Annotated in this window: 13 protein-coding genes and 1 pseudogene; 9 read left to right on the forward strand and 5 right to left on the reverse strand. The window is 74.4% G+C overall.

Annotated features, from left to right (window positions below; all coding sequences use genetic code 11):
- Positions 1 to 40 precede the first annotated feature (40 nt).
- From BX286_RS03155 to BX286_RS03170, 4 genes are all read left to right on the forward strand, one after another.
- Positions 41 to 1,645: a N,N-dimethylformamidase beta subunit family domain-containing protein gene (locus tag BX286_RS03155; protein WP_261993327.1), complete on the forward strand. Its 1,605-nt coding sequence runs from the start codon at positions 41 to 43 to the stop codon at positions 1,643 to 1,645.
- A 134-nt stretch (positions 1,646 to 1,779) separates the two neighbouring features.
- Entirely contained in the window at positions 1,780 to 2,160 is a 381-nt protein-coding gene (locus tag BX286_RS03160; RefSeq protein ID WP_079431020.1) for a VOC family protein, read from the forward strand.
- A 179-nt stretch (positions 2,161 to 2,339) separates the two neighbouring features.
- Positions 2,340 to 2,756: an SRPBCC family protein gene (locus tag BX286_RS03165; RefSeq protein ID WP_079431019.1), complete on the forward strand. Its 417-nt coding sequence runs from the start codon at positions 2,340 to 2,342 to the stop codon at positions 2,754 to 2,756.
- Positions 2,756 to 3,184, forward strand: a complete 429-nt coding sequence (locus tag BX286_RS03170) for a MarR family winged helix-turn-helix transcriptional regulator (protein ID WP_079431018.1) — start codon at positions 2,756 to 2,758, stop codon at positions 3,182 to 3,184. The genes BX286_RS03165 and BX286_RS03170 overlap by 1 nt, the downstream gene beginning before the upstream one ends.
- Here BX286_RS03170 and BX286_RS03175 read toward each other — a convergent pair.
- A complete protein-coding gene (locus BX286_RS03175) occupies positions 3,156 to 3,323 on the reverse strand; it encodes a hypothetical protein (RefSeq protein ID WP_237293197.1) in 168 nt (55 codons plus the stop codon). The two genes, BX286_RS03170 and BX286_RS03175, sit on opposite strands and share 29 nt — an antisense overlap.
- 104 nt (positions 3,324 to 3,427) lie before the next feature.
- Between BX286_RS03175 and BX286_RS03180 the strand changes: the two genes are divergently transcribed.
- Together BX286_RS03180 and BX286_RS03185 are read left to right on the forward strand one after the other, a co-directional pair.
- Positions 3,428 to 3,937 carry a hypothetical protein gene (locus tag BX286_RS03180; protein ID WP_079431017.1) on the forward strand — a complete coding sequence of 170 codons (510 nt, stop codon included), beginning with the start codon at positions 3,428 to 3,430 and terminating at the stop codon, positions 3,935 to 3,937.
- A 116-nt stretch (positions 3,938 to 4,053) separates the two neighbouring features.
- Positions 4,054 to 5,709, forward strand: coding sequence for a GMC oxidoreductase (locus tag BX286_RS03185; RefSeq protein WP_100862241.1), 1,656 nt, complete (start codon positions 4,054 to 4,056; stop codon positions 5,707 to 5,709).
- A 67-nt stretch (positions 5,710 to 5,776) separates the two neighbouring features.
- Here the strand turns inward: BX286_RS03185 and BX286_RS03190 are convergent, their stop codons facing one another.
- Positions 5,777 to 6,256 carry a carboxymuconolactone decarboxylase family protein gene (locus BX286_RS03190; protein ID WP_121014475.1) on the reverse strand — a complete coding sequence of 160 codons (480 nt, stop codon included), beginning with the start codon at positions 6,254 to 6,256 and terminating at the stop codon, positions 5,777 to 5,779.
- Positions 6,253 to 7,335: a dihydrodipicolinate reductase gene (locus BX286_RS03195; RefSeq protein ID WP_121014476.1), complete on the reverse strand. Its 1,083-nt coding sequence runs from the start codon at positions 7,333 to 7,335 to the stop codon at positions 6,253 to 6,255. Before BX286_RS03195 ends, BX286_RS03190 begins: the two co-directional genes overlap by 4 nt.
- A 135-nt stretch (positions 7,336 to 7,470) precedes the next feature.
- Between BX286_RS03195 and BX286_RS03200 the strand changes: the two genes are divergently transcribed.
- Complete coding sequence (locus tag BX286_RS03200; protein ID WP_187344070.1) at positions 7,471 to 8,769, forward strand: serpin family protein; 1,299 nt, start codon at positions 7,471 to 7,473, stop codon at positions 8,767 to 8,769.
- 64 nt (positions 8,770 to 8,833) lie between these two features.
- On the opposite strand, the pseudogene BX286_RS37345 reads toward BX286_RS03200, so the two are convergent.
- Positions 8,834 to 9,742, reverse strand: a pseudogene (locus BX286_RS37345) (PfkB family carbohydrate kinase); the annotation flags it as partial.
- Between the two features lie 2 nt (positions 9,743 to 9,744).
- Positions 9,745 to 10,506 carry a bifunctional 4-hydroxy-2-oxoglutarate aldolase/2-dehydro-3-deoxy-phosphogluconate aldolase gene (locus BX286_RS03210; protein ID WP_261993328.1) on the reverse strand — a complete coding sequence of 254 codons (762 nt, stop codon included), beginning with the start codon at positions 10,504 to 10,506 and terminating at the stop codon, positions 9,745 to 9,747.
- Positions 10,507 to 10,715: 209 nt separating this feature from the next.
- On the opposite strand from BX286_RS03210, the gene BX286_RS03215 reads away from it, so the two are divergent.
- Together BX286_RS03215 and BX286_RS03220 are read left to right on the forward strand one after the other, a co-directional pair.
- Entirely contained in the window at positions 10,716 to 12,386 is a 1,671-nt protein-coding gene (locus BX286_RS03215; RefSeq protein WP_100862243.1) for a sigma-70 family RNA polymerase sigma factor, read from the forward strand.
- Between the two features lie 97 nt (positions 12,387 to 12,483).
- On the forward strand, positions 12,484 to 14,931 hold the full coding sequence (locus BX286_RS03220) for a DEAD/DEAH box helicase (protein WP_121014477.1): 2,448 nt from the start codon (positions 12,484 to 12,486) through the stop codon (positions 14,929 to 14,931).
- The last annotated feature ends 12 nt before the right edge of the window (positions 14,932 to 14,943 follow it).

Consider the following 14,943-nt stretch of genomic DNA (forward strand, 5'->3'; position numbering starts at 1 on the left):
CCGGGTGCGGAGGGGTACGGGGTGTCATACCGTGCCCCGCATGGATCAGGAGCACATACCCGGGGGCGCCGGGGGCGCGGGCAGGCGGCGGTTCCTCGCCATCGCGACGGGCGCGGCCACCGCCGCCGGCCTCGGCTCGGCCGCCGGCTGCGCGAACGGCGAGAGCGGGGCCACGCTGAAGGGCAAGAGTGCGGGCAAGCCGTCGCCGGCAACATCCGGCGGTCCGGCCGGTTTCGACGTCAAGGCGGAGAACGCCCGGCCCGGCCACGCCGACTGGCGCGTGACCAAGGCCGGATCCGCGCGCGCCATCGAGGGCTTCACGGACAAGGTGAGCGTGCTTCCCGGTGAGTCGTTCGGTCTGCACGTGTCCACCACCGCCCCGCGGTTCACAGTCTCCGCCTACCGGATGGGCTGGTACGGCGGGGCCCGCGCCCGGCTGGTGTGGCGTTCCGAGGCCCTGCCCGGGGTCCGCCAGCCGGAGCACACGGTGGAGGCGGGCACCCGTATGGTCCGCACCCGGTGGCCGCGCACCGCCACGGTGGACACCAAGGGCTGGCCGGAGGGCTGCTACCTGCTGCGGCTGGACGCACAGGGCGGCGAGGGGCAGCGGTTCGTGCCGGTGACCGTCCGCTCGGCGGCCGCCGCGGGCCGGACGGTGATCGTCAACGCGGTGGCGACCTGGCAGGCGTACAACCGCTGGGGCGGCTACGGCAGCTACGATGGGCCGAGCGGCGCATACGCCTCGCGTTCGCTGTCCGTGACCTTCGACCGGCCCTACGACTACGACGACGGGGCGGGGCTGTTCCTCGTCTACGAGGCCCCGCTGGTCGCGCTCGCCGAGCGGCTCGGGATACCCCTCGCGTACGCCACGACCACCGATGTGGCACGCGAGCGGCGCCTGCTGGAAGGGGCGGCGGCCGTGCTGTCGCCGGGCCACGACGAGTACTGGTCGCCGGAGCAGCGCGCGCACGTCACCGCGGCCCGGGACGCGGGCAGCAACATCGCGATACTGGGCGCCAACTGCTGCTTCCGGCGCATCCGGCTGGAGCCCTCCGAGCTGGGCCCGGACCGTACGGTGGTCTGCTACAAGTCCTCGTACGAGCAGGACCCCGGCTTCAAGCGGGGGCATCCCGCGACCGTCGACTTCCGCTCCGCGCCGGGGGCCGACCCGGAGAGCTCGCTGCTCGGGGTGATCTACGACGGCTACCCGGTGGACGCCCCGTACGTGGTCACGAACCCGGGCCACTGGCTCTTCGAGGGGACGGGCGTGAAGGCCGGCGACAGCTTCGCGCACCTGGTCGGCGTGGAGTACGACAAGGTCGACACGGGCTTTCCGACACCGCGCCCGATCGAGATACTGGCCCACTCGCCGGTGGTGTGCGAGGGCCGGCCGAGCCATCAGGACACGGCCTACTACACCGTGCCGAGCGGGGCGGGAGTCTTCGCCACCGGCACGATGCGCTGGGTCGAGGCCCTGGACGCGACCGGTGACGGCCGCAGCGGCGCCAACCACGGCCTGGACGCCCGTTCCGGCGCGCTGACCACCCGGGTGACGGAGAACCTGCTGCGCGCCTTCGCCGCCGGCCCGGCCGGGCGGACGCACCCGGCGCAGGACAACGTCAAGGCGGTGTACGGGGGTTCCTGATCCCGGCGGGGGCAGAGATGCGGTGGACCGGACGCGGACCGAGTGCTTAGGATCAACGTGACGGCATCGCGTGCCGGTCACCGGCCGGGTGAGGCATGGAGGTGCCGTGAGATGCCTTGTGGAGGCATTCACACATGTCCGTCCAGTTGAACCACACGATCGTCCACTCCCGTGACAACCGGGAGTCCGCCGAATTCCTGGCGCACATCCTCGGTCTCGAAGTGGGCCCGGAGTGGGGACCGTTCATCCCCGTGGAGACCGGGAACGGCGTGACCTTGGACTTCGCGACGATCCCCGCCGAGTCCATCACCCCGCAGCACTACGCCTTCCTCATCTCGGAGGAGGAGTTCGACTCCGCCTTCGAGAAGATCCGGGCGGCCGGCGTCGAGTACTTCGCCGATCCGCACCGCAAGCACCCGGGCGAGATCAACCACAACGACGGCGGGCGCGGGGTCTACTTCCTGGACCCCGTCGGACACGCCATGGAGATCATCACCCGCCCGTACGGCGGCTGACGCACCCCTGAGGGGCCCGCGGCACACCACGCCGCGGGCCCTGCGCACGTCCTCCCCGCCCCGCCGGACACCCGCCCCGCATCCCTCGTCGCGGAGCCCCGCGGCGGTACCCTGGACAGATAGTCTCTGCACAGATAATCTCTGAACAGAACGAATGAGGGCGACAGAGGAGAACGCGCATGTGGACGTACGAGCACACCATCGAGACCGCCGCCACCCCCGCCGCGATCTGGCGCCTGTGGGCCGACGTCGAGCACTGGGGTGACTGGAACCCCGGGATCGAGCGGATCGAGATCGACGGCCCGTTCGCGGCCGGCGCCCGCATCACGATGACCCCGCCCGGCGAGGACCCGGTGCCGCTGGTCGTCGCCGAGGCCGTCCGGGACGAGCTCTTCGTCGACGAGGCCCGGTTCGACGGGCTGCTGCTGCGCACGGTGCACCGGATCGACCCCGCCGGGGACGGCCTGGTCCGCATCACCTACCGGATGGAGATCTCCGGCCCCGGCGCCGAGGAGGCCGGACCCGCGATCGGCCCCGGCATCACCGCCGACTGGCCCGAGACCCTGGCCGCGCTGGCGAAGTCGGCGGCGCGCTGATGGCCCTCAGCCCCGGCGAGAGCCCCGGGTTCCTGCTCTGGCACGCCACCCTGCGCTGGCAGCGGGAGGTCTCCGCGGCACTGACCCCGCTGGACCTCACGCACGTGCAGTTCGTGCTCCTCGCCTGCGCGTGGTGGCTCAACGGCCAGGGCGAGCACCCCAACCAGCTCACCCTGGCCCGCCAGGCCGGCACCGACGTCAAGATGACCTCCCAGGTGCTGCGCGCCCTGGAGCAGAAGGGCCTCGTCGAGCGCGAGGTCGACCCGGCCGACACCCGCGCGAAGCGCCTGCGCGTCACCGCCGCCGGGGCCGAGCTGGCGCCCCGGGCCGTGGCCGCCGTCGAGGAGGCCGACGCGCACTTCTTCCGCACGGTCCCCCTCGACGACGCGATGCCCCTGCTCAGGCGGCTGGCCCGGCCGCAGGAGTGAAACCGGCGGGCCGCTCCGGGAGGTAGACGCTGCTCGGAGCGCCCGTCCCCGGATGGACGGCGATCCGGGTGCCGACCCCGTGGACCTCCGCCAGCAGCTCCTCCGCGAGCACCTCGCCGGGCGGGCCCTGGGCCACCACCCGGCCGCCCGCCGGACGTACAGCCGGCCGCAGAAGGACACAGTGGCGGGAGCGGCCCGTACGGAGGATCGTGGGCGGCGAGGGGAGGTGGAGGAGGTCGCCCCATGCGTCACGGCAGCCACACGGGCCACCGCCGTCCCGCGCACGCGGCCAGGGCCGCCCGGCTCCTCATGGCCCCCCTCCTCGCGGCGCTGCTGCTCGGCGCCGGCCCCGACGGCTCCGGCGAGACCGTCTCCCTCGACGGCGACAGCCCCGGGGAGCGCCTCGACGTCACCCTGACCCGGTTCGTCGATCCCGCCGGCCCGGCGCCGGCGGGCGGTGCGGACCGGCTGGTGGCCGTCGGGCTGCGCCTGGAGAACACCGGCACGGTCCCGTACGAGGACTCCCCCGCCCCGGCCGCGCACCTGCTCGACACCACGGGCGGCCGCTTCACCGGCCTGAGCGTCCCGACGGACGCCGGACCCTCCCTCCCCGGCACGGTCACCCTCGAACCTGGCCGGTCGGCCGAGGGCTTCGTCACCTTCCGGCTGCCGGAGGGGTCGGCCCCGGCGGCGGTCCAGTTCGCCCTGGAGTCCGGGGCCGGGGACGACGTCGCCCAGTGGAGCCTTTCCTGAACCACGCCCGGAGACAGAGCCGAAACCGGCCGGAAATTACCTCGACGTATCTAGTGACTTAGCGGGCGGTCGACAGTAGAACTTGTTCCCACTCCGTCGAGAGTGAGGAACGCCACATGCGTGACAAATCCCTGCACAGCAAGGTATCCACGGGCGTATCGCGACGCGGATTCATCGCTGGAACCAGTTCTCTTCTGGGAGCCATGGCCCTCGCGGTCAACACCACCCCGGCCCGCGCCAATCCCGCCACCGGCTCCGCCTTCGCCCCCGCTCCCATCGCGTCCGGGGCCCATGTCCCGGCCCTCGTCATCGGCACCGGCTACGGCGGCTCCGTGGCCGCGCTGCGGCTCGCCCAGGCCGGTGTCGACGTGCACATGATCGAGATGGGCATGGCCTGGGACACCCCCGGCACCGACGGCAAGATCTTCGCCAACACCACCAGGCCCGACTACCGCTCCTTCTGGCTGCGCACCCGCACCAAGGCGCCCCTGAGCAACTTCCTCGGCTTCCCCATCGACAAGGACGTCCCCAAGTACACGGGCATCCTCGACGCCGAGGAGATGGGCGGGATCATCGTCTACCAGGGCCGCGGCGTCGGCGGCGGCTCGCTCGTCAACGGCGGCATGGCGGTGACCCCCAAGCGGCAGAACTTCGCGGCCATCCTCCCCACGGTGGACGCCGACGAGATGTACTCCACCTACTACCCGCGGGCCAACGCCGGCCTCGGGGTGGGCCTCATCGACCCCGACTGGTTCGAGACGGTGGACTGTTACCAGTTCGCCCGCGTCGGCCGCAAGCACGCCCAGCGCTCCGGCTTCCCCTTCGTCTTCGTGCCGGACGTCTACGACTGGGACTACATGAAGCAGGAGGTGGCCGGCACCGTCCCCAAGTCCGCCGTGGACGGGGAGATCCTCTACGGCAACAACGCCGGCAAGAAGTCCCTCCAGAAGACCTACCTCGCCGCCGCCCGGGCGACCGGCAAGGTGGCCATCTCCCCCCTGCACCGGGTCACCACCGTCTCCCCCTCGGACGGTGGCGGCTACACGGTCGCCATGGAGGAGCTGAACACCACCGGCGACGTCGTCGCCGTCAAGACCGTCACCGCCGACCGGGTCTTCTTCGCCGCCGGCAGCGTCGGCACCAGCAAGCTCCTCGTCCGCCTGAAGGCCACCGGGGCCCTGCCGCTGCTCAACGACGAGATCGGCAAGGGCTGGGGCGACAACGGCAACGTCATGTGCGGCCGGGCGAACCACATGTGGGACCCGACCGGCAAGGTCCAGGCGTCCATCCCCTGCGGGGGCATCGACAACTGGGACGCGGGCGGCGCCTTCGCCGAGGTGGCCCCGCTGCCGACCGGCATCGAGACGTACGCCTCGTTCTACCTGTCCATCACCAAGAACCCCAACCGCGCCCAGTTCTCCTGGAACGCGGCGACGGGCAAGGTCGAGCTGAACTGGCAGACGGCCTGGAAGCAGCCGTCCATCGACATGGCGAAGACCATCTTCGACAAGATCAACGCGAAGGAGGGGACGATCTACCGCAGCGACCTCTTCGGCACCAACAAGGTCTGGGGCGACCACCTCACGTACCACCCGCTCGGCGGTGCGGTACTGGGCAAGGCCACCGACAACTACGGCCGCCTGCACGGCCACCCGGGCCTGTACGTCATCGACGGAGCGCTGATCCCCGGCAACACCAGCGTCAACCCGTTCGTGACGATCACGGCCCTGGCCGAGCGGAACATCGAGAAGATCATCGCCACGGACCTCTGACGCGGGACGGTCACGGTCACCGGGGCCGGCCGGGCGCAGCGCGCGCCCCGGCCGGCCCCGGCACCGTTCAGCTGCCCGGCAGCACACAGACGCTGTCGAGGCCCAGGACGTGGTTGAGCCGGCCGAAGGCGAGCCAGGAGCCGATGCTCATGCTGAGCTCCACGATCTCCACCTGGCTGTAGTGCGCCGTCATCCGCTCCCAGAACTCCTCGTCGAGGTTGTGGTGGTCCAGGGCGTAGCGCTCGGCGTATTCGGCGGCCAGCCGGGTGCGGTCGTCGAAGGCCTTGGTGGTGCGCCATTCGGTCACCGCGTCGGCGAAGTCCTCCTCGACCTTCTCGCCGTCCCGGTCGGTGCGCCAGTCCAGGCAGAAGACGCATCCGTTGATCTGCGCGATGCGCAGCCGCGCCGCCTCGAACTCGCGCAGGCCCAGGGTGGTGTGGGCGTAGACGGACAGGGAGAAGTTGGCGGCCGCCATGCCGATGCCGGGGACCAGGTCGCCCCATACGTACTCGATGGGGTGCTGGCCGTCGGGGACGTCGATCCTCATGGCTGTTTCCTTCCGAGTTTGCCGACTGCGGGGCGCAGCGGGACGTCGAGGGCGTCGTAGAGCCCGGGTTCCGCTTCCACCAGCCAGTCGATGGCGCCGACCAGCCGTCCGACGGCGGTGGCGTTGCCCCCCGCCGAACGGTTCTCGCCCTCGTCGGTGGCCTCGACGGTGACCTCGATGCGGGGGCGGCCCTCGATCACGACGCGGTGGGCGCCGGCGCCGCCGTCGGGCGGGGCGGGCCAGTCGGGGGCGCAGGAGGCGTGGATGCGGGTGACGTGTTCGATGACGAGCCGGGGTTCGCCCCCGACGATGCCCTGGACCTCGAAGCGGATGGCGCCCTGGGTGCCGGCCTCGAACTCGCCCATGGTGGGGGTGGTGACGGTGGTGTCGAGGGCGCGCCGGTCGCAGGTCTCGCGGATGTCCTCTAGTTCGACGCCGAGGGCGCGGGCCATCATCCGGATCTGCCCGCCCCACACCATCGTCGGCACGGAGGGCATCAGCATCATCGGCTGGTAGTCCATGGGCTGGCCCATGCCGACCAGGTGGCGGACGGAGTCGGGCTGGTCGTAGGTGGAGTAGTCGAAGATCTCCTGGCAGCGGATCGCGTCCACCGTGGTGCCCAGGCCGCTCAGCAGGAGCGGGAGCACGTCGTTGCCCCAGCCGGGGTCGACGCCGGAGGCGAAGAGGGAGCCGCCGCCCTCGGCTATCGCCGCGAGCACCGGGTCGCGGAACTCCGGCGGGGCGCTGCGGTGGTCGTAGAGCGGGTAGAGGGCGGGGCTGACGACGGCCGCGCCGGCGGCGACGGCCCGGGTGATGTCGGTGAGGGCGTCGTCGGGGCGGACGTCGCCGGAGGCCGCGTAGACGAGGGCGGCCGGGCGGGCGGCGAGCACCGCCGCGATGTCGTCGGTCGCCGCCACCCCCAGCCTGCGGTCGAGGCCGGCGAGTTCGCCCGCGTCGCGGCCGACCTTGGCGGGGTTGTGGACGATCACTGCCGTGAGTTCGAGCGCCGGGTGGGCCTCGACGGCGCGGATCGCCGCACGTCCTACGTTGCCCGTGCCCCAGACCACCGTGGGAATCATGCGCGGAGGGTAGCGACGGGGCGCGGAGGAGCCCAGGGGCGTGGACGATGTTTTTCGGACCGGGCCGCACCCCGGAACCCTGCTGCGCAGAAAGGATTCGGCAGGGCCCCTTCCCACCCCGTACCCTCCCCCGCCATGAACATGAAGAACTCGACGGTACGGGCGGTCAACCGGCTCACGGCGCGCTGGGCCGAAGCCCACGGAGGTGACGCCGGTACGGTCTTCACCGCGGCCGGGGTCTGGCCGCTGCTCGCCCCGCTCGCGGACGGGGCGGCGGGCCCGGCCCGGACGGAGCTGGCGGAGGCCCTGGGCATGCCCGCCGAGCGGGCGGCCGGGGCCGCGCGGGAGCTGCTGGCCGCGCTGGACGGCGTACGGGGGCTGCGGGCGGCGACGGGCCTGTGGACCCGGGCGGACCTGCCGCTGGAGGCCGCCTGGCTGGAGCGGCTGGCGCCGGGCGGCCACGGCACCCTCAGCGGCGACGCGGCGGCCGGCCACAAGGCACTGGACGCGTGGGCCGACCGGCGGACGGGCGGGATGGTCAAGCACATGCCGGTCACGCTGACCGAAGGGCCGCACGGCACGAAGCTGGTGCTGGCTTCGGCCCTCACCCTGAAGACGAAGTGGATCCGGCCGTTCCTGGAATGGCCCGGCAAGGCGGCCGAAGGCCCCTGGGCCGGGCTGCCCCTGCGGATGCTGTACCGCAGCACGGCCCTGCTCGAACGGGCCGCGGTGGCGCAGGGACCCAAGGGGGCGGTGACCCTGCTGGAGGTGGTCGGGGACACGGGCGTGGACGTCCACCTGGTGCTGGGCGAACCCGGCGCCGGGACCGGCGGGGTCCTCACCACCGGCATCGAGGCCGTCACCGGCGCCCGCCCGCTCACCCCCGCGAGCCTGCTCCCGGAGGGCCGCCCCGGTCCCGGCCTCACCATCGCCCGGGAGCTCGCGCTGACGCCCGAGCCCCGGCTCGTGGTCGAGACCCCCGCTTTCGAGGTACGGGCCGAGCACGACCTCCTGGAGCGGGCACGGCTGTTCGGCCTGGAGCAGGCGCGCGACGACAGCCGCGGCCACTTCCCCGGGGTGAGCTCCGAGCCCCTGGCCATCGGTTCGGCCCGGCAGTCGGCGGTGGCGCGGTTCCAGGCGGAGGGCTTCGAGGCCGCCGCAGTCACGGCCGTCGCCGCGGCGCCGGGCTGCGCGGCGCCCCCTCGGCTGCGCTACCGCACCCGCCGGGCCGAGGTCCGCTTCGACCGCCCCTTCGGCTTCCTGGCCGTGCACCGCACCTCGCGGCTGGTCCTGGCGGCGGGCTGGGTCACCGATCCGCTCCCGTACGCGCGGCCGGCGGAGAAGAGCCTGGAGGAGAAGCTGCGGGAGGAAGCGGAGGCCTGGGCGGAAGAGGAGGTGTGGGCGGAAGGGGAGGCCCGGGCGGGAGGGGAGTAGGCGGCGGGAGCGTCGCGGCCAGCGCCGCCGTCTGCGCGAAGGAGGGGACCCTGCCGGTGCCCCCGCGCCCCGACACCGACAGGGAGGCCGCCGCGACGCCGTGGGCCACCGCCTCCGCGAGGGGATCCCCGAGGGCGAGCCGGGCGGTGACGGTGCCGGTGAAGCAGTCCCCGGCACCGGTGGCGTCGACGGGAGCGGGGTTCACCGGGACGGGGTGGTACGCCGCGCGGGCGCCCTCGTCCAGGAGCAGCCGGCCTGCCCCGGCGGTGACCGCGACGGCGCGGGCGCCCAGCTCCCGGTAGCGCGCGGCGGCCGTGCGGGGGTCGGCGGTGTCGACGAGGGCGAGGGAGTCGGCGGGGCAGGAGGCCTTGAGCAGCCCGGTCAGCGGGGCCACCGCCGCCAGCAGGGAGCGGGCCTCGCCTCGTCCGGTCAGCCGGGGGCGGAAGTTGGGGTCGTACGTGACGTGGCCGCCGGCCCCGTGGACGGTCCGGGCGGCGGCGAGCACCGCCTCACGGCTGGCCGGGGAGAGCGCACCGGCGATCCCGCCGGTGATGAGCGCCCCGGCGCCGGTCAACAGCCCCTGCCAGGCCTCGACATGGGACGGGGAGAGGGTGGACCCGGCGCTGCGGGTACGCCAGTAGACGAACTCGCGCTCCCCGTCGGTGTCCGCGCTGAGCAGGTAGGCGCCGTTGGGGTACGGGGCGCGGTGGACGTGGGAGACGTCCACGCCCACCTCGGCGGCCCGGCGCAGCAGCGGAACGCTCAGCTCGTCCTCCCCGACGACCGCGAGCAGGGCGGTGCGCGCTCCGGCCGCCGCTGCGGCAGCGGCGGCGTTGAGGGCGTCGCCGGAGTAGGAGATCCGGGCGGCGGTCCCGTCGGCGGCCTCGCGCAGCGGGGCTTCGGCATGGACCTCGACGAGCACCTCGCCGAGCACGAGGACGTCGTACGGCCCGGCGTCCGGGGAAGCGGCCACGACTACCCTTCCCCGCCCGGCCCGGCCGGCCCCTCGACCGGAACGGACAGCTCCGCGCCCGGCCCGGCCGGTCCCCCGGACAGTACGGAGGCCCCCTCGGGCGGTACGGCCCGGCTGGCAGCGTGCGCGGAGGCCCGCCGGGCGCCCGGCCCGGCCGGGTACGCCGCCAGGGAGGCGAACAGGGCCGCCAGTTCGGCCGGGTCCGTCGGCAGGCCGCCGCCGATGCCGACGGCCGTCGCGCCCGCCGCGAGCCAGGTGCGGACCTCGCCCGGTGCGATGCCGCCGGTCGGGATCAGCAGGGCGCCGGGGAGGACGGCGCGCAGGGAGCGGAGGAACTCCGGGCCTCCCACGTGGGCCGGGAAGACCTTCGCGGCGCCCGAGCGGCGGACGGCGGCGGCGATCTCGCCGGGGGTGTAGCCGCCCTCCACGAAGGCCGCCCCGCGCCGCGCGGCGGTCTCGCGGACCTCGGGGGCGGGGTACGGGGAGACCAGGAAGCCCGCCCCGGCGTCGAGGGCCGCCTCGGCGTCGGCCGCGGTGGTGACGGTGCCCACGCCGATGAGCGCCGGGCGGCCCAGCGCGTCGCGGAGGGCGGCGGCGCGGGCGACGGCCCCGGGCCAGCCGGGTATGGAGGTGGTGAGCTCCACGGCGCGACAGCCGGCGGCGAGCAGGGTCCGCGTGGTGCGGACGGTCTCGTCGGCGCCGCCGCTGCGCAGCACCGGGAGCAGGCGCTGGGCGGCTATGACTTCGTACGGACGCAGGGACACGGGCGGGCCCTCCCGGACGTTCCCCGCAGGGAACTCGGCATCGTGCACGGGGACTTATTGGTCCAGACCTTACACATCCGGGGCCCGGCTGGCGCCGGAGATCCTCCTCCGGATAAAAAGTTCTTCCGGATAAGTGTTATCGGGGTCCCTCTCGACGGTCTCCCAGTTGTCGGACATCATCGACCGCCGGTACGGACAGGGAAGTTCACATGAGTACACAGCACACGGCAGAGCTGGTGGCAGCGGCCCGCGCGGGCGACCCCCGTGCGCAGGACGAGCTGGTCGGCGTCCACCTGCCGCTCGTCTACAACATCGTCGGCCGGGCCCTGAACGGTTCCGTGGACGTGGACGACGTGGTGCAGGACACCATGCTGCGGGCGCTCGACGGCCTGGGCACCCTGCGTGCGGACGAGAACTTCCGGTCCTGGCTGGTGGCCATCGCCATGAACCGCATACGGGCGCACTGGCAGTCCCGCAGTGGCGTCCCGGGCGCCAGTGGTCTGGAAGCGGCCCAGGACATCGCCGACCCCGGCGCCGACTTCGCCGACCTGACGGTGGTCAGGCTCCAGCTGTCGGGGCAGCGCCGGGAGACGGCCCGCGCCACGCGCTGGCTGGAGCCCGACGACCGGGCGCTGCTGTCGCTGTGGTGGCTGGAGTGCGCCGGTGAGCTGACCCGGGCCGACGTGGCGGCGGCCCTGGAGCTGACCCCGCAGCACACGGCGGTGCGGGTGCAGCGGATGAAGGCACAGCTGGAATCGGCGCGGGTGGTGGAGCGGGCCCTGGAGGCGCAGCCGCCGTGCGAGCAGATACGGGCGATGACGGGCACCTGGGACGGCCGGCCCTCGCCGCTGTGGCGCAAGCGCATCGCCCGGCACGCCCGGGAGTGCCTGCGCTGCTCCGGGCTGTGGAACGGTCTGATGCCGGCGGAGGGGCTGCTGGCCGGGCTGGCGCTGGTCCCGGTGGCGGCGGCGCTCATGACGGGCGTACGTGCCGCGGTGACGGCGAACGCCGCCCCGGTGGCCTTCGCCGACGCGGCGACGCAGCTGAGCCCGGTGGTGTCCGGTCCGGGCAGGGCGGCCCGGCGCAAGGGCGGGGACACCGGTGCGGGTGACCCGTCCGGCGGCCGGGGGGCGCAGCGCAAGCGGCGTCAGAACCGCCGCCGGGCGATCGGCGGGGCGGTGATCGCCGCGTGCGTGGCGGGCGGCGGTCTGGTCTACCTGACGACGACGCCCGGCGAGAAGGGCGTCGAGGCGGGCGGTGCGACCTCCGCCTCGCCCCTGGCCGCGCTCTCCGCGCCCGACACGGCCTCCGCGCAGCCCTCCGGCTCCCCTTCGGCCTCGCCTTCCGGTTCGGCCTCGCCCTCCCCCTCGGCCTCGCCCTCCCCTTCGGCCTCGCCGTCGCCGTCCGAGGGCAGCCCGAAGTCCTCGGCCCCGGCGCCCGGGCCGGCCCGCAGCAACCCGCCCAAGCCCGCGCCGCCCGCGCCCGCGCCCGCCCCGGCGGGGGTGGTCGGGCAGGTGATCGCCCTGGTCAACTCCGAGCGCGCGGCGGCCGGCTGCGGTCCGGTCAAGGAGGACGCGCAGCTGGACAGGGCCGCGCAGGGCCACTCCGACGACATGGCGCGGCGGGGCTTCTTCGACCACACCAACCCCGACGGCGCGGACCCTGGCGACCGGACGACGGCCGCCGGGTACCGCTGGTCCACCTACGGCGAGAACATCGCCAGGGGGCAGCAGACGGCGCAGGACGTGATGGACTCGTGGATGAAGAGCCCGGGCCACCGGGCGAACATCCTCAACTGCTCCTTCAAGGACATCGGTGTCGGCATGCACCCGGGGGCCGGCGGCCCGTGGTGGACGCAGAACTTCGGCGCGCGCGGCTGACGGGTCCCGTCCCGCATCCTCCTCTTTGACTCAGAATGCAGGCAAGATAGACCCTGGAGGCCGAGGAGCAGATCAGCGAGCGGGCGGGGTGAGGTGCGTGCCGAGGAAGGAGCTGCGGCCCCATCAGCGCGAGGCAGTCGACGCCGTCGTGCGCGCCCTCCAGCTGCCCGCCGACGGCCGGGTGCCCGCGCAGGGGCTGCGGACCCAGGTGATCATGGCCACCGGGTCCGGGAAGTCCCTGGTCGCCGTGCGCTCCTCCGAGGAGCTGCGGGCCGGCCGGGTCCTGGTCCTGGTGCCCTCCCTCGACCTGCTCGTGCAGACCGTCGCCGCCTGGCGGGAGGGCGGCCGCACCGGGCGGGCACTGGCGGTGTGCTCGCTGCGCGGCGAGGACGTGGGGGTGCCCACCACCACCGATCCGCGCGTCCTGGCCCGCTGGAGCGCCCGGCCGCTGGAGCGGGTGACGGTGTTCGCCACGTACGCCTCGCTGGGCCTGGGCACCATCGAGCGGGCGCACCTGGCCGGGCTGCCGTCCTGGGACCTGGTCGTGGTGGACGAGGCGCACCGGACCTCGGGCCGGATCGGCAAGCCCTGGGCGGTGGTGCACGACAACGCGCGGATCCCCTCCCTGCGCCGGCTGTACATGACCGCCACGCCCCGGGTGTGGCGCGACGGCAAAGAGGCCGACGAGGAGGAAGAGGAGCAGGGCGGCGGCCGGGAGCCGCGGGGGCGGGGCGAGCTGGTCGCCTCGATGGAGGACGATCCCGAGGGGCCGTTCGGCTCCCGCTGCCACACCCTGTCGCTGTCCGAGGCCATCGACCGGGGCATCTGCGCCCCGTACCGGGTGGTGTGCGTGGACGTCAGCGATCCCGGGTTCCAGTCGGCCGTGCTGCTGGGGGCGGACGGGCGGTCGGACCGGGTGCGCGGGATGCGGCTCGCGGCGCTCCAGGCGGCGCTGGTGAAGGCCGCGGCGGACCAGGGCTTCCGGCGGACGCTGGTGTTCCACCACCTGACGAAGGAGGCGGAGGCCTTCGCCGCGGGGCTGCCGGCGGTCGCGGCGCGGATGCGGGCGGCGAGCCGGAGCCCGCGGCCGGTGTACCCGCGGACGGTGTGGGCGGACTGGCTGTGCGGGCAGCACACGGCGGCGCACCGGCGGCGGGTGCTGGACGCGTTCGCCGCGGACCGGGTGGCGGACAAGGCCTTCCTCGGCAGCGTCCGGGTGCTCGGCGAGGGGGTGGACACCAAGGAGTGCGACTCCGTCTTCTGGGCGGACGTCCGCGGTTCCATGCCGGATCTGGTGCAGGCGGTCGGGCGGGCGCTGCGGATCCGGCCGGGTGAGGGCAAGGTGGCCTCGCTGGTGGTGCCCGTGCTGCTGGGGCCGGGCGAGTCGCCGGAGTCGATGCTGACCTCGCGGGCGTACGGGGACCTCGCACGGCTCCTGGAGGCCCTGCGGGCGCACGATTCCCGGCTGGTGGAGGCCCTGGCCCAGCCGCAGGCCCCGAGCGCGGCGGCGAAGGCCCCGGCGGCGGCCGAGACCTCGGCCGGGCCCGGTGCGGGGGCGCGGGCCCTGCTGAGCTTTTCCACGCCGCGCGATCCTGCGCTGCTGGCGGCCTTCATCCGGCTGCGGGTGCTCAACCCCGAGCACACCCGGTGGCGGCGCGGGGCGGAGGCGGCCCGGGTCTACGCGGCGACGGCCGGGGACCTGAAGGTGCCATTCGCGTTCAGGGTTCCGGCGGACCGGGAGGAGTGGCCGTCCGCCCTGGCGGGGTTCCCGCTCGGCCAGTGGATCGCGGACGCGCGGCGCACCTACCGGCGCGGCGCGCTGGGGCGGGAGCGGATGCGGGAGCTGGACGAACTCGGCATGGTGTGGAGCCATTTCGACGTGGCCTTCGAGGAAGGGCTCGCGGCGGCCCGCGCCTGGGCTGCGGAGCACGGGCACCTGCTGCCGCCGGTGGACGCCACCTGGCACGGGGTGCCGGTCGGGGTGTGGATGAAGAACAACCGGGCCGCCGCGCGCCGCGAGGGCCCGGGCGCGCTCGCGCAGGAGCGCCGGGACGCGCTGGAGGCCATCGACCCGGCCTGGTGTCCGGCCTGGGACATCGGCTGGCAGCGCGGCTTCCAGCTGACCCGGGCCCATCTGGACGCGGGCGGCACCGTTCCGTCCGGACCGGGGCAGGTGGTGGTGCAGGGCGAGGACCTGGGGCTGTGGGTGCGGGCCCAGCGGCTGGGCTGGGAGCGGCTTGCCTTTGCGCAGCGGTGGCTGCTGGAGCACACGCTGGGGCTGGCCCCGGCCGCGGAGGAGGAACGGCCGCCGCCGCGGCTCAGCCACGCCGAGGCCTGGGCCGCGCACCTGGAGGCGGCCCGCCGCTTCCACGCCCGCGAGGGACACCTGCGGGTGCCGCGGCCCCATGTGGAGCGGGTGGGCGGGCAGGAGCTGCGGCTGGGCTCGTGGATCGCCAACCAGCGCTCCCGGGCGGCGCGCCTGGCGCCGGAGCGGGTGGCCGCGCTGACGGCCCTGGGGATGCGCTGGCAGGCCTCGTCGGGCTGAGGGGGCGCGGCC

The organism is Streptomyces sp. 3211.6 (assembly GCF_003634815.1).
GTDB classification, from domain to species: Bacteria; Actinomycetota; Actinomycetes; order Streptomycetales; family Streptomycetaceae; genus Streptomyces; species Streptomyces katrae_A.